The following is a 20,786-nucleotide window of genomic DNA, read 5'->3' on the forward strand; positions in this document are numbered from 1 at the left end:
AGCATTTGTATTATTAACCGTAAGATACTTCTAAAACGTCACTTAATTTCACTGCACCTAAACCTAATAGATTCAGCATAATGCTGCCGTTAGCGCCTCCATTCATACTCACGCTGCCAACAGGTGTATACACATTAATCGGTAAGCTACCATTTGAACCATCGGCAAAAGCTACATCGACTTTTACTTTGTAAACGCCGGCTTTAACCCGGTCGATAACTTCTTCGTCACCTGCATCACCTTCAGCCGCTGCAGAAGCCATTGCTGAGCCAGTGCCATTATGGGTACCATCCCAGATAAACTCATTTTTACCCACTTTAGGATTATCAACACTAAAGCTTTGTATAACTTCGCCTTTATCGTTCTCAATGCTTATTTTCATGCTATTAGCTGGTTTATCTAGCGTAATGTTGCCGCGCGATAAGGTGTCACCGGTAAAAACAATTTCATCTGATTGGGTTAGTACACTGCGCCCCACTAAAGATGAAGCTTGTAATGCTTGGTTTGAGCTCATATTTTCAGCAAAACCGGCAAAGCTTTTATTTAATGAGCTAATACCATCTGCCATGGTGAAGTTAGTCATTTGCGCAATCATCTGATCATTCTCAACTGGCTTAGTTGGATCTTGAAAAGCTAATTGCTGGGTTAGCAAGGCAAAGAAATCTGACTGGGTTAAGGCGCCATTATTTTTATCGTCTACCTTATTTTTATCAGCCCAGTACATGCCATCTAATGCATTGTTGTTAACGTTGGAATTATTAACGTTGCTAGTCATAACCTTGCCCTTAACCTTGGCCTAATCTAAGCGTGCGCATGACCATTTGCTTTGCAGCATCGGCCGTTTGCACATTGGTGTCGTAAGAGCGTGAAGCCGAAATCATATTGGCCATCTCTTCCATAATGTTTACGTTGGGTTTGTATATGTAACCATTCTCGTCGGCTAACGGATGATTAGGTGCGTATTCAACATTTAACGGTGCATCGGACTCAACAATGCCTAGCACTTTAACGCCCGCACCATCATCACCTTGCATCTGTTTAGCCGCTGATAATTCAGCTGCAAATATGGGGTGCCTAGCGCGATAGGTTTGATCAACACTGCTACTGACACTATTAGCATTAGCAATATTACTGGCAGTCGTATTCATACGTACTGATTGCGCAGCCATACCACTACCGGCGATATCAAAAATTTTGTACATGCTCATGGTTATTGGCCTCCACCGGTAATGGCTTTTTTCATACCGCTAATTCTGGCGGTTAAAAAAGCTAAGCTGGCTTGATATTCCATACTATTTTTCATAAAAGCATTACGTTCGTGATGGATATCAACCGTATTGCCGTCACCGGTATCAGCCTGATCGGGATTACGGAATAAAGTATCACCACCTACTTGGCTGGAGATTGCAAAATGCTTTTCATGGGTGCGGCCTACTGACCCTGATTGTCGAGCTTGAGCCAACTTCATTGCTTGGCCAAAGTCTATATCTCGGGCTTTGTAGCCTGGGGTGTCGGCGTTAGCGATATTTTCGGATAGCACCTGGGCGCGCCGATCTCGGATCATTAACGCCTCAGGATGCAGACCAAATGCTTTGTCGAAACTGATTGCCATTTTTTTGCCACCTCTGAATTACTATTTGCACTGTTAGCAATTTAGAAGCAATTTATAGGCCATAGTTGAGGCATCATTGAGGGGATGTAACAAAAAATTACGTTTTTTTACGATAAATAATGCCAGGATTACAGCGGATCATCTCGAATTCACTATTTATACTGGACAAAGATTCCGACGCGCCAAGGATAAGAAAACCACGTGGGTTAAGGGATTGGGACAATTTCGCTATGATTTTTGCTTTAACATCAGTGGAAAAGTAAATAAGCACATTGCGACAAAAAATAATATCAAATTTACCCAGTAAGCTGTAATTGTCTAATAAATTTAAGTGCCGAAAGCTAACATTCTTTTTTACTTCCGGTTTTAATTGCATTAACCCTTTGCCGCTATCGGTAAAAAAACGGCTACGACGTTCCGGTGATAAACCTCGTGCTAAGGCTAAACCGTCATATTCACCACGCTGGCAATGCTCTAGCATGGTTTTTGAGATATCTGTGCCTAAAATAGTCGCATTTAGGTTATAAGCCGACGGCCGTAACTGCTGGTATTCTAATAGTGACATGGCAATTGAATACGGCTCTTGGCCACTAGAACTGGCTGCCGACCAAATTTTGATATTACGACTATTTTTTTCCAGCTCTGGAAAAATCATTTTTTTTAATAATTCAAATGGATAAGTATCACGAAACCATAACGTTTCGTTGGTGGTCATGGCATCGATAACTTCTATTCTTAACTGGCGCTCTAAAGGGTTTAAGGTTTTTTGCACTAATTCAGATAATGAGCCCACCGCAAAACGCTGCATTAAAGGCGCTAAACGACTTTTTACTAAATATTGCTTATTTTCACCTAATACAATGCCGCATTGCAGTTCTAGAAAATCGCGAAATTGTTTATATTCGATGTCATACAGCTCTCTATTCGGCACTCGTTTCCCTTACGCTATTTGCAACCATTTCTGGACAGACTCTGCCAGTTCGTTGGGATTAAACTTGGCAATAAAGTCATCTGCACCCACTTTCTGCACCATTTGCTGGTTAAATACCCCGCTTAACGAGGTATGTAAAATAACATGTAACTGTTTTAATTTGGCATCAGACTTAATTTCTGCTGTTAAGGTATAACCGTCCATTTCAGGCATTTCAATATCGGAAATTATTAAACCAATTTTTTCGGTGATACAATGATTACAACTTTGCGCCGTGTGTTGTAAAAAGTTAAGCGCTTCACGGCCATTATTGACTAGTTGCATCTGCACACCTAAGCCTTCTAATGCTCGCTTTACTTGATTACGCGCTACGGCTGAATCGTCGGCGATTAAAATGAGTCTTTCACCTAAGTCCTCTGCAATGCGCTGGGTGTCTATTACTGTAGTAACAGTTGTGGCCGAAGGCGTAATTTCTTCTAAAACTTTCTCAACATCTAAAATCTCAATTAAATCATTATCAACTTCAGTCACGGCAGTTAAATAACTTTGCTTACCACTTGCGCCTTGCGGCGGAGGCATAATTTTTTCCCAGTTAATATTAATGATGCGTTCAACACCATTAACTAAGAAGCCTTGTACCGAGCGGTTATATTCAGCAATAACAATAAAACTATTACTGATATCGGTGATAGGTTTGCCGCCTATCGCTAAACTTAAATCAATAACTGAAATAGCTTGGCCACGGATATAAGCTATACCTTTTACATATTTATTGCGCCTTGGCACGGCCGTTAAAGGAGGACATTGGATAACTTCGCGCACTTTAAATACGTTAATCCCGTAACGTTGTCGTCCAGCCAATTTAAACAACAACAATTCAAGTCTATTTTGACCGACTAATTGCGTACGCTGATTAACGGAATCTAAAACTCCTGCCATTTACTACCTCTAACGAATACTTGTAACATATTGACTTACTTATTTGTTCTAGCATCGGCGTGATTCTTGCTTCTGCACGTACAATGAATAGTTATACCGTCATAATTTCGACAGTTTATAACACTAATTGATAAAGCATAGCTGAAACAATATGAAAAAGTACCAAAATTTATTACCGAGAGTAAGCCAATTATACCTAATTATGCTGATGATGTTACTGCCAAGTTATGTAATAGCTATAGAATATACACCAGCAGAATTAACCCAAGCTGCGGATACTTGGTTGCAACAAGAGTTAGCCCAACTGAGTAACGGCGAGCTAATGCCTAAACTCACCGCTTTAGATGACCGGATTGGTGCTAAAAGCTGTGCTGAACCTGTTGAATTTAGTTTGTCTCAACCCATTAGCCAGCGCCAAAATACTATTTTAATTCAGTGCTCAGTTGATGAGCAATGGAAGCTGTATTTATCAGTACGTATTGATGAAATAGTGCAAGCGGTGATTTTAAAACAAAATATTGCTACAGGTGCCCACATTACGGCCGATATGTTGGCATTAGAAACCCGTGAACGACGCTTTGTTCGTGGCAGCTTAGTATCAGAGCCTCGCCAAATTATTGGCGCCAAAGCAAAACGCTCGTTAAGTATGGGCCAAATGCTAACCTTGCAGGATGTTTGTCTTGTGTGTAAAGGCGATGTTGTTACAATATCAATTAGCAATAACGGCTTAAATGTTGCCGCTACGGGTATTGCCCAACAAGACGGAAGTTTAGGCGATACTATTGAGCTAATTAACCGCCAATCTAAACGTACGGTTCGCGCCGAAGTGATGGGCGTGAGTAGCGTAAGCATTAAATTTTAATGCTTTTAAACAATACTTTTAAAGTTTTTACTATTATTTACTAAAGTTTTCTTAAGTTATGCCGTTAAGCTGTACATAGGGATCTGTATTAAGGTAATGAGGTTTTATCATGGCTATTAATATCAATAGTTTACAAGGCAACACCCCAAGTAGTACTCAAGTTAAAACTGACCAGGTTGAGCAACAAACTCAACGTCAGCAAGCGACTGTGCAACAAAATGCGAGTCAGGCACCAAATCAGAAGCAAGATTCTGTATCGCTAACGCCACAAGCACAGCAATTAACTAGACTGACTGAGAAAGCCAGTAATAGTAGCGGTATTGATCAAGAGAAAGTGGATAAGATTAAACAGGCTATTAGCGAAGGCAAATATAAAATTAACGTGGAACAACTGGCAAAACGTATTGTCGAGTTTGAAAGCGAGCTATTCGGCCGTTAATGAATACTGATACAGCCTCTACCCTATTAGATCAACAACAGCAGCACTTAGATGCGCTGCTTTTGCTATTGCGGCAAGAACTTGCCGCGCTGTCTGAGCGCGACATTGCCAGCTTAGAACAGCTAACTAAAGAAAAGACTCAGTTGCTTATTAGCGTTGAGCAAACCGATAAAGCGGTTGGCCAATTACCTAACCTAGCTGAGATTAAAAAATTAAGTTGGTTTATAGATGCAGTAGCTAAAATTGATACTGTGTTAGCTGAGTGCAAACAACAAAATGCCGTTAATCAGCAAGTGTTAGATCAAAGTCAGTTAACGCTAGAGCGGTTTAAAAACACCTTATTATCGCAACAAGGTAAATCTGGCTTAACTTATACTAACAAAGGTAAACCCTCTGTCGACAGTATTGGCAAAGGCATTAAAGCTTAAGCCTATTCCTTCATACCTATTGCCTCTCACCTCTCCAGTTTGCAGCTCTTATCCTAATAGATTTTAATAATCCTTAATCTTAATAGCTTTTAATAACTCTTATATTAATTATTAATAGTAATAACGAATACGTTTAATTTTTTGCTGCGGATGAGTATTTTGATACAGCTGATAAACCTGCTCAAAATCGAGTTCTAATTCGGTAATGTAAACATCATCAACGGCATAGGTTTTTAATACTTTAGCGCCTTTAATCACACCACTTACGGATGCCGATAACGCATTATTGGTTAGCACCATATCTTTAACGTCAGATTTGGCGTCAACTTTTTGGCCGTATACCATTTCGGTTAACTCACGATAAGCATCTAATTTTGAAGCTGTCATGGCTTGCAGCATTTGTTGCTGCTCGCTTTCGCCAGTTTGTAACTTAATAGGCGCATAGCCTACCGCATGCAATACCGGAAAGCTCTGTGGTACTACTTGGGCATATTCTATATGGCGGTTATACAATGGCGTACAAGCGCTAGCTAAAGCTGTTAGGGCTAAGCCTAGGCCTAGCTTAGCTACTAACTTATACCCTAGCCTGTTATTTGTTTTGTACAATGCCAGCTTCATTTTCCAGTATTCACTCATTCGATTGTCTTTAAGTTTAAATAAGCAATATCCAAGCCATATATCAGGCATGCTTATTGCTTTATATTAGTTTAGTGAGTTTAGTGAGTTTAGTGGTTTATCTGTAAAGTGGGTTTAGTGCTTTATCTATAACTTGAGTGAAAGTTATTAGCTAGGAATTCTATGAAACGTAATACGATTATATCCAGCTTAGTGTTGTTTTTGTTTGCAGCCCCAAGCAAAGCTGTTTGGTATGAAGCCACCGGACAAGCGCAAATTAAACAAGGTGATTTGGCACAAGCCAGACATTTTGCCATTAATGATGCCTTAAGCCGCGCAGCACTGTTTGCCGGAGCTGATGTTAATAGCACACAACAAGTGCTGAATGGTGTATTACAAAGCTCGACACTGGATGTGAATAGCCAACACCAGGTTAGCCAACTGCAATTAATGACTGAAACCCAAAGCGGCAATGTACTTACCGTGGTTATTCGAGCTGATATTGAGCCTAAAGCAACAACCGCTTGCGCTACGGGGCAGTATCAAAAACCGCTGTTGCTGAGCCAAATCCGTTTGGCTGCCAGAGAAGACGCGATTTATGGCCAGTTATTTTCACTGGATAAAGATGCCACTAGCCAATTACATTATCATTTACAAGATCTGACAACAGCCGTCACAACTACCGTATTAAGCCATAGCACAATGCTAGACGAGCTTAAATATCCGTATACTGATCAATTATTTCGCCAAGGTGCGCAATATATTGTTAGCGCAACCATTAAAGATTTATCGCTTGGGGATAAAAGCCATCACTTTTGGCAAAGCGCACGCAAACAACGATTTTTTGCCCTAGATGTTGTGCTATACGATTTATTTGAACAAAGTGTGGTGTTTCAACAAGAATATCGAACAGAATCTACTTGGCCTTATAAAGATAACAGTACCCCTGCTAGCCACAGCCAAGCATTTTGGCAGTTGCCTTATGGTCAAAAAATAGACCAAGTATTAACGGCAGTCGCTCAAGACTTGCAACAACAACTGCAGTGTAAGCCGTTATTAACTAGCATTACTCAAGTCAGTAATAACCAAGTGTTCTTTAATATTGGTAAACAACATGGTTTAAAAGTTGGCGATAAACTGCAGTTAATTCAAGTAAAACGCCACCCCGCTCAACCGCAAATAAAGCAGTTAACCCACAGCGATATCCAACTGGTAGTGCGCCAGGTTAGCGAGCAACACGCGATGGCCGAACCTGAACAGCACACCTTAATCCAACATATTCAAGCTGCCGATATTGTAGGTGTGCATAAAAGCCAAGACTAAGCTTGGCTATAAAAAGTAATAAACCAGCTAAAAACAGCCTGCATATAAAAAAATGGCCATAAAGGCCATTTCTAATCCGACTAAGGGTACTTATTATTTAGTTTTTTATATAGAATAACCGCAATTAGTCCCAGTAGCTCAGATGGATAGAGCGCGCCCCTCCTAAGGGCGAGGCCACAGGTTCGACTCCTGTCTGGGACGCCAACATCACGTTCTAATAAGTATTGCAAAGTTCGACAAAGACCACTAGCATCCAGGTTAATAGCGGTTCAGCTTGATTTTATAGGCCGAGTTAGTTCAGTATAGTTCGGTAACAGCAAGCGTTTTTAATACTACACTTAATACTACAGCCAAAATAACATTATATCTGTAGTACTATGAGAGGATAAAGTGGCAAGAAAAACAACACCATTGAGCGATGCTGAGATTAGATCTGCTAAGACAAAAGATAAGCTTTACTCGCTGTACGATGGCGAAGGCTTAGAGCTACGGATCTCAGCTGCTGGCAATAAAAGCTGGTTGTTTCGCTATGTTCGCCCACACGTAAAAAAATCTAATTACATTAAAATTGGCAGCTATCCTGAAACGTCATTAGCTCAAGCAAGAAAAGCCCGTGCTGAATACCGCGAATTAATTGCTAAAGAAATTGATCCGCAAAAATGGCTTGATGCTAAAAACGATAGGATCAGAAATGAAATAAGCTCAACGTTAGCTGAAGTAGCAGAGCAATGGTTTGCTATTAAGTTTACTAAAGTTACGCCACGCCATGCTGCTAATATTAAAACCACATTTACTATGCACTTATTCCCTACCCTTGGTAACTGGCCTGTCAATGAACTGACAGCACCCGTTGTTATTCGGGAACTTAAACCACTGGAAGCGGCTGGCAAACATGAAACGGTTACTCGTGCTTGTCAGCGAATGAACGAGCTAATGACGTGGTGTGTTAATACCGGAATTATACAGCATAACCCGCTGGCCGGAATAAAAGCGGCATTCATTGCTGCGCAATCAACGCACATGCCAACGATAAAGCCAGAGCAATTACCAGAGTTAATGAGAACATTACATTACGCTCAGATTAGGATAGTGACACGCTGTTTAATTGAATGGCAGTTACATACAATGGTTAGGCCGTCAGAAGCGGCGCGAACACGCTGGTGTGAAATTGATATCGAAAATATGCTTTGGACAATACCACCTGAGCGTATGAAGCAAAAAAGAGAACACCAGGTACCGCTAACTGAGCAGACTTTAGCGTTATTAGATTATATGCGGCCAATAAGTAGCAAATCAGAGTTTCTATTTCCAGCCGATCGAAACTTAGGCAAATCAGCATGCAGCGAAACAGCTAACCGAGCACTGAGGCGTATGGGCTATGCCGGCATTCTGGTTTCACACGGGTTACGTGCGCTGGCAAGTACAACGCTAAATGAACAAGGCTTTGATCATGATGTAATAGAAGCTGCGTTAGCGCATCAAGATAAAAACCAAGTGCGCTCAGCATATAACCGCGCTACATACATTGAGCGTCGACGTAAACTTATGGAATGGTGGAGTAATCACATAGAAGAAGCCGCAACTGGCAAAATGATTATTTCTGGCAAAGCTGGCTTGAAGGTTGTTTAATTTGCTTAACCAACACACTTTTAAGAGCAATGAAATAATATGAGATGTGTCAGTATCTGCTCTAACAGGATTTTTTTATTATGTACGTGGAGTAACCACTGGCGAATTACTACGATCCCAAGGAACTTTAAAAGGTGAACCATGCTCTAGACAAAGCTGTAAAGCAACATGTCTTTCTACTTTATCTATGTTTTCAATACGAGTGTGAATAAGACCTTCGGATACTTTACCACTATATTTTTCATCGTTACTATCTTGATAGTCTTTGAATCCAAAATGATAATGAAAAAGATTATTTTGCTTTGCAATATCCATAAATGATATTTGAAAAGAAGTCTTTATGTATGGCATTTCCCAACTAGGCTTGTACCTACCAGGTAAACCTTCTGGCCCCCACCCTTGCTCAAAAAAAACAACAAAATTATCGTAGTACTTGTCTAATACTTCTTCATCTGCTGATGCTATTTCTTTTATGAAGTCAGCTGTAAAGCACAATACATATTCCATTTATAGAACTTGCGCCTGTTCGAAAATCCAAGCTTTAAAAGCATCTTTACCTTTAACTGTCGCTGGTAACTCAATAGTTTTTGCTTGTTGATCAACTCTGTCTAAAATTTTAGCAAATTGTTGGTCATACATATTTTTAATTTCATCCTGAAAGAAAGCTTGTAACTCGTCATGAGTTATTTCTTTATTATCCCACTTATTATCAGTAGGGTTTACATGGTTTAACCAAGGTGATTCTGTATGTGTCTTTGCAACCAACTGATATGGGGTTATATCAGTAAATTTATCAACTACAAATTTTACAACATCAATTACAGACAAAGATAACTCACTAAAAAAAGTATCATTTGGTGGGGGCGCAATATAAGCATCACCTGTAGGGTATTCTTGATAAAGGTTTGGACACACCGGCCCCAATTTCCAAGCGCATATTGGTTCTTGAAACATGGGTTTATTAAATGCACCAAGATAATAGCCTTGGCAATAATATACTAGTTTCATGAGTGCAAGTTTACTAAGTGGTTTTCCATTAGTACCGCTGTAATACAAAATCGCTTTTGCTACTTCGATATTACTAACCATAACTTATCCCTCGTTTTTGGCTGGGCATTATATCGTTGAACAAATTATATGCAATTAATTATATAACAATAACAAATTAAAATTGATTTGTATAGTTTGTGATTTGACGGATAAGCGCTTTTTTTGCCCAGCAAGACAGGCTTAAAATATAGGGTAACATATTGATAAAGATGACAAATATAGCTTAACCGCTTATTATCATGGGGTGTCAGGGGTCGCAGGTTCAAATCCTGCCGTACCGACCATTTAAAAGCCTGTTTAATAACAGGTTTTTTAGCATCTGGTACATGATTAAAATATAAGCGCCCCAATTCCGCCCCAATATACAGTATTGCAAAATTCGCAAAATTAACTTGGTTGTACCCTTATACCGGTACACTTAGTTTCTGAACAACTGATTCCCTTTCGTTATCATTAAGAGCGCAGGTCATTTGCCATAAATCTTCGAAACTAGCTGAATGATCATCTATTAAAACAGCATCTTTACCGGTTGCTATGTAACGCAAATATTCATCGTTTATATTACTTATCATCACCTCGCCGCAAATGCCTTCTTTATTTCTAAATACAGCTGAACTTGGTTGTAACAAGGTAGATTTAACATAGCCTTCGGATTGGTAAGATTGAACCACTTTTATAAGCAAATTAGGCGCTCCAGAAAATTGAATTTGAATTATAAGCCCTAAGAACAAAACGATTAATGCAACTAGTAGTTTAATGAGTAACTTCAACGAATATCCTTTTTCGAGTCATACAAATAGTTCTTTCTTAACATAGCCTAATTACATATAACTTCCATAACAGCTTATATTTCTATTTCAACATAAGGCAGATCTGCAGCTTGGCTTATTACTCGGTTGCCCTCGATGTACGCTTTACTGCTTACCGCTACTTCTTGGCCTAGTACTGTTATAAACGCTCCACTCATTAACTCTACAGTGCTAGTGCCATCTAAATTGTGGCTGGTCACGGTTGCTACTGTTCGTGTGGGGCCTTGGGTTAAATTGCGTAATTTACGATAGCTGTTAGTCATATTTTTTACTCATAGCTGCGTAGCGCTCCCACTGTTTGCCGTACTGTTAGCTGGCCATTTTGGCTACGCTGGCCGCTTATGCTTAGGCTGTCTATTAATGCTTTGTATGTTTCAGCTTGCCAAGTAACTCCAAGTATTTGCCCTGGCATGCAAGGGGGTAATAAATCCATAATGGGCAATGTTAAGCTCACATTGTCTTTATTACCCGACTCTGCTAATTCTGCGGTACCGCGCTGGCGTGCTGCTAAGTTATCGGTAATCAGTGGCTCTATAACATCGGGCGCCAGCTTATCACCGGCTGTGCCTGTACGTTTAACCCCACCAAACACGCCTTGCTGTTCACCACGTACCATTACTTTGTTGTATAGCGGGGCTACTACTGGCTGTGTGCTGTATTGCAGGATCACATCATCATGCACTGCAATGTCAGGAATTGCGCTACTGATAGCCCAAGGTGTTACTGGCCATTTGGCGCGGATGTATATTGTTTTAGTTGCTCCATCTGCATACACCATTGCACCCACAGCTGCGGCAATTTGCGCTATGGCTTCAATGGGTGTTTTATTTTGATAGCTAAACACGCCAGCCGGCACGTTAAATTGTGCAGGGCCATAATCAAGCGTCCAGCCTGTACCACTTAGTTCATCTGTAACCAGTGCAGCTATGCCTTTTGCTATGCTGTTACTATAAGAACGCGGTGCAGCATTGGGTGAAGCCAGCTCTGCCACATTACTACGCCCTGTTACTGTCCAAGTTGTTTTACCAAATTGCGCACTTACGCTAGGTTCTTCAGCTAAGCCATAAAAGGTATAGCCGTTTATTAATAATTTGAATTCTTGTGGGCCACCAGCAAACAGTAAGTCTTTATCGCCTTTGCTGCCGCACACTAGGCTTATACTTGCGCCCCATTGGCTGCGGCTGATGCTCCAATTAGCACTAATAATATTGATCTCAGTGTTATCGCTCACGCGATAGCAGCGTAATTCTGGCTGCATGATGTAGCTCCTGCGCCGCGGTGGCGTGATGGGTTTTGTATCGTCAATGGTTGGTAAATCTGGCAGTGGCGGTATTAATCCGCCGCCGATGTCTAGCTCACAAATAACAGGGTTATGTTCATTGCTAAAACGTAACGTAACAACACCGCTAGTTGGTGTGCTTGGTGTATGAAAGCGTAAGGTAATAGTGCCTTTGCTTGGCCTAGCATCGTTGCTACAAATATAACTAGGTGGCCGTGGCCCGTATGGCAGTGTGTAGCTCCGGTGGATATCGCCGCCATGGTTATAAAACAGGTTTATAAATTGCTCTGCAATGTCGGTTTGTTGCCAGTGTTGTTTAGTTTGCAGCTGTTGTAGGGTTGTAACTGGTAACCAAGTTGCTTTTGACTGAACGCTAACTATTGGCCAATCTGCCCAGTTGATTTTAATCTGATTTATCAGCTGTTGATAACCACCCCAATTAAACATGGTTTGCTGAGTTATCAACGGCCAATTGCTACTCCACTCGGTACCAGATTGTTGCGTTAGTAAGGGTGTGGCTTGCCATACTGAATGCAACAACTTAATCGTTACTGGGTTAGACGACCAACGCACGTTTACCGCATTAGCAATATCACCACTTTGCCAACTGGCTTTAATTAATTGCACCATGCGGCTAGTTCGTTGAGTGTATCGAGCAGATACGGCCATAATCAGATTAGGCTCAACAATAGGCACTGGCGGGATGGGTTCATCACCGCCAAACCTAAGTGTTACTGGACTAACTACACCGGGGCCGGTTCGAGTAAAGCGTAACTCAATTATCGACATATTAGGCTTATCATGGATTAAGCGTTACCGTTCTGGCATCTACAAGTTGCGCTTGTATTTTGTCATTGCCGGTAACGTAGTGCATTGGGGTTCCTGAATCGTCTAAAATTAAAGCCATTAGGTTGTGATTGGTAGTGTATTCTAGCGGCACTATAATTTTAACGTTGCCAGCTACCGGTTTGAAATTAGTGTAAACTAATGACATAGTATTTCTATCTAGTATCGAATAACGGTCAGCTTCAGGATCAATATCTAATTCAATCAATCCACGATTTAAAGATGATTTTATTAGTGGAATAAATATTGTACTAAACATCACCACTGCTCCATATTTATCCAATGGCCTGCTATTGAGTTTCCGCCTTGCCGTAAAAGCCAGTGCTGCCTACCATCTATATTTTCGATTACAGGCCAGTTTTCTGAAGTATATCTAGGAGCAAACTCTACTAAATATCCTGGAAGGAATCCTCGTAAATATGGTGATACATCAGATTGAAAAATCCATTTTCCCAGGCGGTCTAACGTGTTAGAAGTACCAAAACTTACCCCACTTAAAACAATCATTGCTCGATGATAAATATCCCTCTTTAACGTTAAATCTGTGGCAGCTGGTCGTACACTAGATAATTGAGCATGATATGGGAATTGAATCGTATAAGATCTATAACTGTTTGCATTGTCGGCATCATAACATCGCATAACTTCAGTACTGACACCCGTGTTCCCTGGGTTCCAAGCTACGTTCCAAGAGGCATAGCTAGTGTTTGAAAGATCACCGGATTGAGTGATAGCAGACGCTACAACAAATCGAGCGGGGTCAGCGGGAATTAAGCTATCTATATCACCAACAAATGCAGTAAATTCTAAATTTGTAGCCCACTGACTAATTAAGCTTGTGGCTAAACCAGAAATCAAATAAAAGCCTGTTCCTGTTCCAATCAATACCCAACACACCCAGCCGGAAGTTAAACTAAAAGGCTTAATAAATCCTCTTTGTACAAGTGTATCAATATCAGTCATTGATTTTGCCGGGGTCATTGAAACAGCAATATTTGAATTATCTGTGCCATTAGATGATTTGCATTGCACATATCCACCGCTACCACCTGCTGCCGTGCTGTTTCTAAATGCAGCTTTAAAATTTGGTGCATCTTCAAACTCTAACGTCCAACCTAATGGCGTTTTGGTTCCATATCCTTCAACCAAGCATTTTTTTAATACGTTAATTATTTCTGAAGGTTTGCGATTTGTAAGCTGAGGCGCACCTGGGTCATCCCATCTATAAACTGTTACTGGCTGTGCCATGTGTTACTCCTAATGCTATTTCTTGTTATTCGGCGTTGCCGCGGAAATGTAAACGAATGCTGTCTTGCTCTATTGCACTATGCCCTGCGCTTACTGAGCGCAATAGAACGGCTGGTTTACTCGCTGCAACGGTGTTAAAGCGCAGCACGTTGCCAGGCTGCCAACCACCACCCCAGCCAGATGATCTGATAATAAAAAAAGGCTGATTGGTTGCTGGGTTGATGGGTGAGAAGTCATTTAAGATATCGCCCGATGCAACTTGGCCCACGTTTTTACCTACGCAGCGAAATGCCGTATCACTAGTAAAGATAATGGCCCAGCGTTCGTTTACTGCTGATTGGTTAGCTACTTCAATTGGGTAGTTTATGGCGTTGTAGTTGGCCGTTGCGGGATCGCCTTTGATGACATCTGCCCATGTGCCGTCCCAAATGTTCTGGTCGAACATATTGGTTGTGCGGGCTTGTAAATCGCCTAGCTGATAAACACTACTTACAATGCTGCCAGCGGGGAAGCTACCGACCAGTGGTGCGCGTATTTTTAAGGTGCTACCAGTCACGCCTGTCACTAATGTCAGCTCGCTTAATGTATCGATCAATTCGTACGGTGCAGTAAAGCCAGTAACATCTACAATGGTTACTTCGCCGGTGGCTTTGTCGTATTCGTAATGCGTGCTGAGCGGGTGCCATAAACTAGCGCCGGTGCTGTCAACAATATCGATAAAGCTGTTAGGCCTGCGAGTAAGTGTTTGTGCTGGAGTTAAACTTGGGTATTGTTCGTATTGGTTATGAGCCAAACAAATAACGCCATAAGTACGGAATAATTGCACTGCACCACCTTTTGGTAAGCGCAGGGGGTTAATGCCGTAAAGATTGGTTGGCGGCACTAGGTCTACTAGTTCGTTAATGTTGTATTTTAACGTGCTCAGTTTAACCGGTTCTGCAAAGGTCAAATTAACTATGTTGCCGGAAATAGCGCCGGTTACAGATACCCCCGTTATATTGCCGCTGCTGTCGCCGCTGGCTGATAATAAGCCTCCCGCTACCAGCGCTACCGATACATAAAAGCTGTCGGCAATGACGTTATCAAACGGTATGGCAAAATAACATGATGTTGCAGATTCACCTGATGCAGCGTTGTTTTCTAAAATTGCTGTGTATTGTAATGCACTGTGATTATTTACATAGGATGGTTCACCAGTGATTAAATCAAGCGTTGCGGCTTGTCTGTATTCTTGGCCAGAAGGTGTTACTTCAAAAACTAGTATTTCATTCGGTAAGCGTTTTGTAATACTGTATCTTTGCGATCTCGAACCATCAAATACAGTCCCTTCAATGGTTTTGAATAACAATGTATAACCACCAGGGATTGCTGAAGCATTGTTATAATTTTGATAGCGCTCACTGCTGAAATAGCTAATAGTGATAGTTGATCCTGTATCTGGCATGCGTGCTGTGGTAAAACTTAATGTGGTTCCCGTTAATGCGTTAGCGTTAACATAATCATTAAATGCGCGGTTATTACTCACATAACTTACAATAAAATCTACGCTAGAAATTGCAAAAAAGTCTGTTATTTCTACTTCATAGGCCGCGCCAATTGCTGGCAGTGTAATATTTTTTCTTAATAACCCTTCTTCTGTTTTAGCAAACGGCACGTTGTTTAAGCGCTCAAACCCTTGCTGTAATTGCGGTGTAACACGACCTGCTGTTTTAGATACTTGCAATTCACTGCCGGTGGCAGATGCGGTTAATTGCGTAACACCATGGTAAATAACTCCTGCCCCGACAGTGGTATCACGTAAAACAGTGCAGCGAATTTGGCCGTTAACATTTTTATCTCGCCCAGGTGTTGCTCTAGGGATCGGTGGTTCAAAACGGTAATAACCAGAACCAGTTTCAGTAATTTTTATAAAATGTTGGAAGCGTGGCCACTCGTCCGATTCATTGCCTGTATATTCAACTGCTAATGCATATACGCGACCAATTCCTAGCTGCACAATTTTTTGCTCACCCGGCCCAGCGTTATTTTGCTGCAAATCAACATCACTAATTTGGTCTTGCCCTGCTACAAAGCCTGACATACCAGAACGCAATAACAGGCTGGCCACAACACTGCTTTCAATGGCTTCGACAATATCAGCGCGGGTGCTACCGTCATTAACGCCGTTAGCTTCTACAATCATTACATCTACAAGCGGATCAAGCGGTGGTTCGTTTATTAAAATATGGCCATCTTGCAATAAATCGGTATTGGCCGTGCTTACTGCAGGGTAAATTTTGGCAATATCTACCGCGGATTGAGCATGATCAATATCACTGATATTACCGAACACTTCATTTAATTGGCCGTTTTGTACTTCGTTCGCCGTGCGCTGACCACCCGCATCTGATTGCTGGGTCATGCGCTCGGATTTAAATATTTTTAGGTCGGTGCGTAGCATGTAGCGCCCTTATACGTTTGTTTAAACAGTAAGAAATTTTACTAAACAGTAAGAAATTTAAGTTGTACGTTAATCATGTTGCTATCGTTGCTTTGATAGGTTTCACGTAATAGCGGTTGACCGCTTATTGGTGTATCGGTGTAATCCCACATCACGGTATGAACGGCGCTGTCGGGTAGTGTTAAGGTGAAACTGGCTTTACCTAGCTTGGCATGCGCTAGTAGTGCATCGAGCTTTGATTTTTTAACCCAGTGCTCACCGCTGTTTAATACAATGGGCATGCCGGCTTGCATTTGCGCCAGCTCTACTAATAAAGCCCCACTGCCGGCGTATTCTTTGTTAAGCGCAAAGCCAGTCCAGAGTGGCGAGATTATTTGAAAGTCATCATCTAGGTTTATTGTGTCTATCATCATAATGATGTACTCGCTGCGCGCTCTATTTCAGCCAACATGCGGCTTGCGTCGCTACTGCCTATTTGTGCTTGATAGGTTGAACCTGATGGCATGGCTAGTTCTAATCTCACTGTTTGGTTTGAGGTGCTGTTGCTTACAATGGCGTTTCTTGGCAGCTCTGCAACTTCGGTTGCAAAGCGTGGTTTTGCTGCTTGGTTAGCTGGGCTGTTTGGGTTATTGGCTGTTGCATTGGCTTTGTTCTGCGCTTGCTCTTGAACCATGTTTGCAGTTTTAATAGCGTAAATTTCTTTAGCTAATGCTAATGACTGTTTAGCTGCACTTATTGCCGCCTGATCATTAGAATCTTGAGCTTGTTTTAATTTGGCATTTAAATCGGCTAGTTGGTTGTCATAGTTACGCTTTTCAATTGCAGATTGGTTATCCTGCAAACGGTCTAGTTCATCTTGCAAGCTTCTGAACGTGCCTTGCAAGCCGTCGCGTAATGATAAAATGCGGTTTTCGGCATCGGTAATAGCATTACGTAACGGGGCTAGTTGGCTATCGCCTAGTTGGGTGAATTCATAGTTTAAGGCTTTTGAAACTCGTGCAACGTCGTTAATAGAAACACTACTTTGAGCTAGTTGTTCTGTATATTTTCTTATTAATAATGTTTCATTAATAATTTGCTTTTCACGGGTGAAAGCTTGATTGCTTGCCCTGGCTAAATCTGTCCACCAAATATTAGAAACGCGATTATTAGAAGCAATATGGCTTGTTAGCTCTCTTATTCTTGCTCCTAGTTGATCTGCGGATTTATCGGCAAGATTAAATTCCTGACTAATAGCCTGTTGGGCCTTAGCAAGTAAACTAGTATATTGAACAGCCTTACCGGTTGTACCTGCTAAATCCTCTAGTATTCTTTGCTGCTCGGCTAAGCTTTTATTAGAAAAGTCGGTTTGTTGCTCTAAATCTTTTTCGGCATCTTTCATGCCACCTAGCATTGGTTTAATAACATTCAGTATTTGAACATATCTATCTTTTTGCTGAAGATACTCTGCCGCACTAATTCCATTTTGACGGTATAACTCGTCTAGATCTTCCATCTGCCGCGTGTATTCATCATATTTAAGTTTTAGTTGGGCAAGTGTTGATAGCTCTAACTGCTTAACTTCATTTAATGCGTTAGTTTGTTGTTTTAGTTGTTCTTCAGCTTTAGTTAGCTGCTCTGATGCAAGTGTTTTATCTTCTGTTGATGCCGTGCTGCTTTCTATTGTTTTTCTATATTCTGCAATAGCATTTTTAGTTTGCTGAATATCATTGCCCATATTACCGTAGGCTTTTGCTTGCAGATCTGTAACTTGTGTTTCTGTTATCTTTTGATCAGTTAGCTTGCCAATCTCTTTAGTTAAACCTAGAGTTGCAGCTTGTTGTTTAACATATTCGGGTACGCTTTCACCTGATGCTTTTGCTGACTTAGCTGCCGCTTCTGCATATTTTAAAAACGCTGCTTGCTGCTGTTCAATAGGTTCATTGCCAGCAGCAATTGTTTCATAAGCTAATCTTGCTTGCTCTGATGCTGTTTGTAGACTTTTAGTCGATGAAATACCTAATTGCTTATAAGCATCTTCAAGCTTATCTGTCGTTTCGGCCCATACTTGTTGGTAATCTGCTAACGTTTTACTATGTTGCTTAACAACTTTATCAACCGATTCCCAAGCGCCCGTTGATTTGTTTAACGTAATTAACCCTGCATCTTGGGCATCAAATAAGTCCTTAGTGCTTTGATAGTTGGTGCCTAGCTGCGTATTAATTTTATCCAATTCAGCTTCTAAATTAGCATTGGCCGCTGATGCCTCTTGTTGGCTTTCTGCTAAGGCTTTTTGAGCAGCCCTTAAATCCCACCATGCTACTGCTAACCTGCCTATTTCATAAACACCGTAAGCGATGCCGCCAAATATACCTGCTTTGGATAGTAAAGCACCCGCTCCCGTTAAGCTGGCCATCCATGCGGCGGTGGCGGCTCTGGCTTTAGCTATTTGTGCAATTAAGCCATTAAATGACAATGAATAAAGCGCATTGGCTGCTGCTGCGGCTTTCTTAGTACCTATTAATGTTAGTAATGAACCAATTAAGTCTCGGCTGCCTTTAAGCATGTTGATAAAGAAGCTACCAACTTTAAGCGTTGCCCATACTGCACCTACGGCTAGAATAGAGTTACGCCATTCATAAACAGTTGTAACTAAAGATTTAATAGCTTGGCCAGTAGCAACAACACCGTCACTGATGTTTTTGGCAATTACTTTTAGTTCACCACTTTGTGTCATGCGGGATATTGCAGCATTAACTTCAGCCAACTGAGTTTTAAGCCAGTCTAAAGCACCTGAGTTGGCTACTAATGCGTAGAATTGATCTAATTCATCTTTAGCGTTAGAAATTAATCCAGACAGTGTACCCATGCCTTTAGCTGCTTGACCTTCTGCTGAACGGCCTATTTCATCAATAAGCTGTTTCATTACGTCACGGCCAAGCGCACCAGCACTGCTTAGTTTTTGTAGCTCTGCGGTATTTTTACCGGTTACATTTTCAAGCAGTTGCCATACAGGAACACCACGTTCAATTAGCTGCAATATCTCTTCGCCTTGCAGCTTTTGTTTAGCCCAGGCCTGACCTAATGCCAGTGAGATACCTTGAACACGTTCGTAACCACCACCTAGCTTTTCAGACTGGTCGATAATGGATTGCATAACGCCGCCCATTGGATCTAACCCAAAGTTTTTAAGCCTTACAAAGGTTTCGGTTACTTGGTCTAGCTGTAAAGGTGTATTTTTAGCAAAGTCTTTTATCCATTCAGTGGCTTGATCGCCAGCTTCAATTGAACCCATTACACCAGTTAATTGGATATCTAAACGTTCGAACTTATCACCCGTGGTGAATATGCTGGTTATTGCACTTTTTAATTGGTTTATACCAATATATGCCGCGCCAAATGCTATTAAGCGCTTAGTAATGCCCGATAACGATTCGCCAAATTTACCGGTTGAGCCAGAAGTTTTATTAAGATCAGTACCTAGCTCACGTAATTTATTGCGTTTATCTTGTAATGCACCGCTAGACTGTAAAACCTCTTTTTGTAATCGGTCTTGTTCACTCGCTAAGTTTTTAGTGTTTACGCCATTTTGTTGCAAATCAACTTTGCTTTTAGATAACTGGCCACTTAGCTTGTTATATTCTGTTTGTAACTGCCCTGCACTTCTACCCGCTAGCTTTAAGGCTTCGGCTTGCTCTTTAGTAGGTTTACCGCTGGCATCAATTTCACGCGACAAACGGGCAACTTCATCTTTAGCCTTGCTTAACTCTACAGCTGCTGCTGCTGCATAAAGCTCTAAACCTCTTGTGGTAGCAAGTTTAGCCTGCGTACTTTCAAGCTGTTTAAGCTGATCTGATGTCTGTTTTGTTTCGCCCTGTAATTTTTTAAATTCTTCAGTGGCTTTAGTGGTAACGGGGCTTAATAAGTCTTTTCCCCGAAGCACTAAATCAATAAATTTTTGCTTAACAGACATTGCTGCACCTTTTTTAGGCAATAAAAAACCCGCCGTAGCGGGTGTGTTATTAATTTATCTTTTAAGATAAATTATAATTATTTAAGTACTTAATATTTCCGTGAAAAATTGGCATTGAACATTTGCAACATCATCTAACCGATCCCCGATTGCTGATAGCAAATTAGCAACGTTACAAGATGATAAATTTGTAAATGCATCATCTAAAATTAAAGCTGACAAAACTGCTCTTGCTTGACCAATATTTATATTGAAATTATCAATATAATCAATGATATGATCTTTAGTTCCGTCTTTCTCAAATTCATTAAATGTTTCCATAAATTTCCCGCATTAGTTTATTAATATTGATACTGTAATCAGTTATCAGCTTAAGAAATGTGC

At 41.0% G+C, this 20,786-nt stretch carries 22 protein-coding genes and 1 tRNA gene; 6 read left to right on the top strand and 17 right to left on the bottom strand.

Translation table 11 applies throughout. From position 1 onward, the window contains the following. Nucleotides 1-13 precede the first annotated feature (13 nt). The 5 genes from BI198_RS12570 to BI198_RS12590 form a co-directional block, all read right to left on the bottom strand. Nucleotides 14-775 (bottom strand): flagellar hook capping FlgD N-terminal domain-containing protein, encoded by a 762-nt coding sequence (locus BI198_RS12570; RefSeq protein ID WP_070049864.1) that lies wholly within the window; start codon nt 773-775, stop codon nt 14-16. A gap of 10 nt (nt 776-785) precedes the next feature. Next, the gene (gene flgC, locus BI198_RS12575) at nt 786-1,208 is read right to left on the bottom strand and encodes a flagellar basal body rod protein FlgC (protein ID WP_070049865.1); all 423 of its coding nucleotides are present in this window, start codon (nt 1,206-1,208) and stop codon (nt 786-788) included. A gap of 2 nt (nt 1,209-1,210) precedes the next feature. Beyond that, entirely contained in the window at nt 1,211-1,612 is a 402-nt protein-coding gene (gene flgB, locus BI198_RS12580; protein ID WP_070049866.1) for a flagellar basal body rod protein FlgB, read from the bottom strand. Between the two features lie 97 nt (nt 1,613-1,709). Then, nucleotides 1,710-2,543: a CheR family methyltransferase gene (locus BI198_RS12585; protein ID WP_070049867.1), complete on the bottom strand. Its 834-nt coding sequence runs from the start codon at nt 2,541-2,543 to the stop codon at nt 1,710-1,712. 9 nt (nt 2,544-2,552) lie between these two features. Then, entirely contained in the window at nt 2,553-3,482 is a 930-nt protein-coding gene (locus BI198_RS12590; RefSeq protein ID WP_070049868.1) for a chemotaxis protein CheV, read from the bottom strand. A gap of 151 nt (nt 3,483-3,633) precedes the next feature. On the opposite strand from BI198_RS12590, the gene flgA reads away from it, so the two are divergent. The 3 genes from flgA to flgN all read left to right on the top strand — a co-directional run bounded on the left by flgA (nt 3,634) and on the right by flgN (nt 5,211). Continuing rightward, nucleotides 3,634-4,344 carry a flagellar basal body P-ring formation chaperone FlgA gene (gene flgA / locus BI198_RS12595; protein WP_070049869.1) on the top strand — a complete coding sequence of 237 codons (711 nt, stop codon included), beginning with the start codon at nt 3,634-3,636 and terminating at the stop codon, nt 4,342-4,344. A 109-nt stretch (nt 4,345-4,453) separates the two neighbouring features. Beyond that, nucleotides 4,454-4,783 (top strand): flagellar biosynthesis anti-sigma factor FlgM, encoded by a 330-nt coding sequence (gene flgM / locus BI198_RS12600; protein WP_070049870.1) that lies wholly within the window; start codon nt 4,454-4,456, stop codon nt 4,781-4,783. Next, the gene (flgN, locus tag BI198_RS12605; protein ID WP_070049871.1) at nt 4,783-5,211 is read left to right on the top strand and encodes a flagellar export chaperone FlgN; all 429 of its coding nucleotides are present in this window, start codon (nt 4,783-4,785) and stop codon (nt 5,209-5,211) included. The genes flgM and flgN overlap by 1 nt, the downstream gene beginning before the upstream one ends. Nucleotides 5,212-5,322: 111 nt before the next feature. Here the strand turns inward: flgN and BI198_RS12610 are convergent, their stop codons facing one another. Beyond that, entirely contained in the window at nt 5,323-5,847 is a 525-nt protein-coding gene (locus BI198_RS12610; RefSeq protein ID WP_235605331.1) for an LPP20 family lipoprotein, read from the bottom strand. 162 nt (nt 5,848-6,009) lie between these two features. On the opposite strand from BI198_RS12610, the gene BI198_RS12615 reads away from it, so the two are divergent. From BI198_RS12615 to BI198_RS12625, 3 genes are all read left to right on the top strand, one after another. After that, complete coding sequence (locus tag BI198_RS12615; protein ID WP_070049872.1) at nt 6,010-7,149, top strand: flagellar assembly protein T N-terminal domain-containing protein; 1,140 nt, start codon at nt 6,010-6,012, stop codon at nt 7,147-7,149. A 127-nt stretch (nt 7,150-7,276) separates the two neighbouring features. Further along, nucleotides 7,277-7,353 (top strand) — tRNA-Arg (locus BI198_RS12620). 186 nt (nt 7,354-7,539) lie between these two features. After that, the gene (locus tag BI198_RS12625; protein ID WP_070049873.1) at nt 7,540-8,778 is read left to right on the top strand and encodes an integrase domain-containing protein; all 1,239 of its coding nucleotides are present in this window, start codon (nt 7,540-7,542) and stop codon (nt 8,776-8,778) included. Nucleotides 8,779-8,856: 78 nt separating this feature from the next. On the opposite strand, the gene BI198_RS12630 is transcribed toward BI198_RS12625, so the two are convergent. The 11 genes from BI198_RS12630 to BI198_RS12680 all read right to left on the bottom strand — a co-directional run bounded on the left by BI198_RS12630 (nt 8,857) and on the right by BI198_RS12680 (nt 20,723). Further along, nucleotides 8,857-9,285, bottom strand: coding sequence for a hypothetical protein (locus tag BI198_RS12630; protein ID WP_070049874.1), 429 nt, complete (start codon nt 9,283-9,285; stop codon nt 8,857-8,859). Then, a complete protein-coding gene (locus tag BI198_RS12635; RefSeq protein WP_070049875.1) occupies nt 9,286-9,867 on the bottom strand; it encodes a Panacea domain-containing protein in 582 nt (193 codons plus the stop codon). A gap of 365 nt (nt 9,868-10,232) precedes the next feature. Further along, complete coding sequence (locus BI198_RS12640; RefSeq protein ID WP_070049876.1) at nt 10,233-10,598, bottom strand: hypothetical protein; 366 nt, start codon at nt 10,596-10,598, stop codon at nt 10,233-10,235. Between the two features lie 74 nt (nt 10,599-10,672). Then, nucleotides 10,673-10,900: a hypothetical protein gene (locus BI198_RS12645; protein ID WP_070049877.1), complete on the bottom strand. Its 228-nt coding sequence runs from the start codon at nt 10,898-10,900 to the stop codon at nt 10,673-10,675. A gap of 5 nt (nt 10,901-10,905) precedes the next feature. Beyond that, nucleotides 10,906-12,705 (bottom strand): hypothetical protein, encoded by a 1,800-nt coding sequence (locus BI198_RS12650; RefSeq protein ID WP_070049878.1) that lies wholly within the window; start codon nt 12,703-12,705, stop codon nt 10,906-10,908. Between the two features lie 10 nt (nt 12,706-12,715). Further along, a complete protein-coding gene (locus BI198_RS12655) occupies nt 12,716-13,021 on the bottom strand; it encodes a hypothetical protein (protein WP_070049879.1) in 306 nt (101 codons plus the stop codon). Beyond that, entirely contained in the window at nt 13,021-14,010 is a 990-nt protein-coding gene (locus tag BI198_RS12660; RefSeq protein WP_070049880.1) for a hypothetical protein, read from the bottom strand. The genes BI198_RS12655 and BI198_RS12660 overlap by 1 nt, the downstream gene beginning before the upstream one ends. Before the next feature lie 25 nt (nt 14,011-14,035). Further along, nucleotides 14,036-16,450: a hypothetical protein gene (locus BI198_RS12665; RefSeq protein WP_070049881.1), complete on the bottom strand. Its 2,415-nt coding sequence runs from the start codon at nt 16,448-16,450 to the stop codon at nt 14,036-14,038. Nucleotides 16,451-16,491: 41 nt separating this feature from the next. Next, on the bottom strand, nt 16,492-16,863 hold the full coding sequence (locus BI198_RS12670; RefSeq protein ID WP_070049882.1) for a hypothetical protein: 372 nt from the start codon (nt 16,861-16,863) through the stop codon (nt 16,492-16,494). After that, entirely contained in the window at nt 16,860-20,402 is a 3,543-nt protein-coding gene (locus tag BI198_RS12675; RefSeq protein WP_070049883.1) for a tape measure protein, read from the bottom strand. Before BI198_RS12675 ends, BI198_RS12670 begins: the two co-directional genes overlap by 4 nt. A gap of 81 nt (nt 20,403-20,483) precedes the next feature. After that, a complete protein-coding gene (locus BI198_RS12680; protein WP_070049884.1) occupies nt 20,484-20,723 on the bottom strand; it encodes a hypothetical protein in 240 nt (79 codons plus the stop codon). Nucleotides 20,724-20,786 lie beyond the last annotated feature (63 nt).

It is taken from the genome of Rheinheimera salexigens (assembly GCF_001752395.1).
In the GTDB taxonomy this organism is placed as follows: domain Bacteria; phylum Pseudomonadota; class Gammaproteobacteria; order Enterobacterales; family Alteromonadaceae; genus Alishewanella; species Alishewanella salexigens.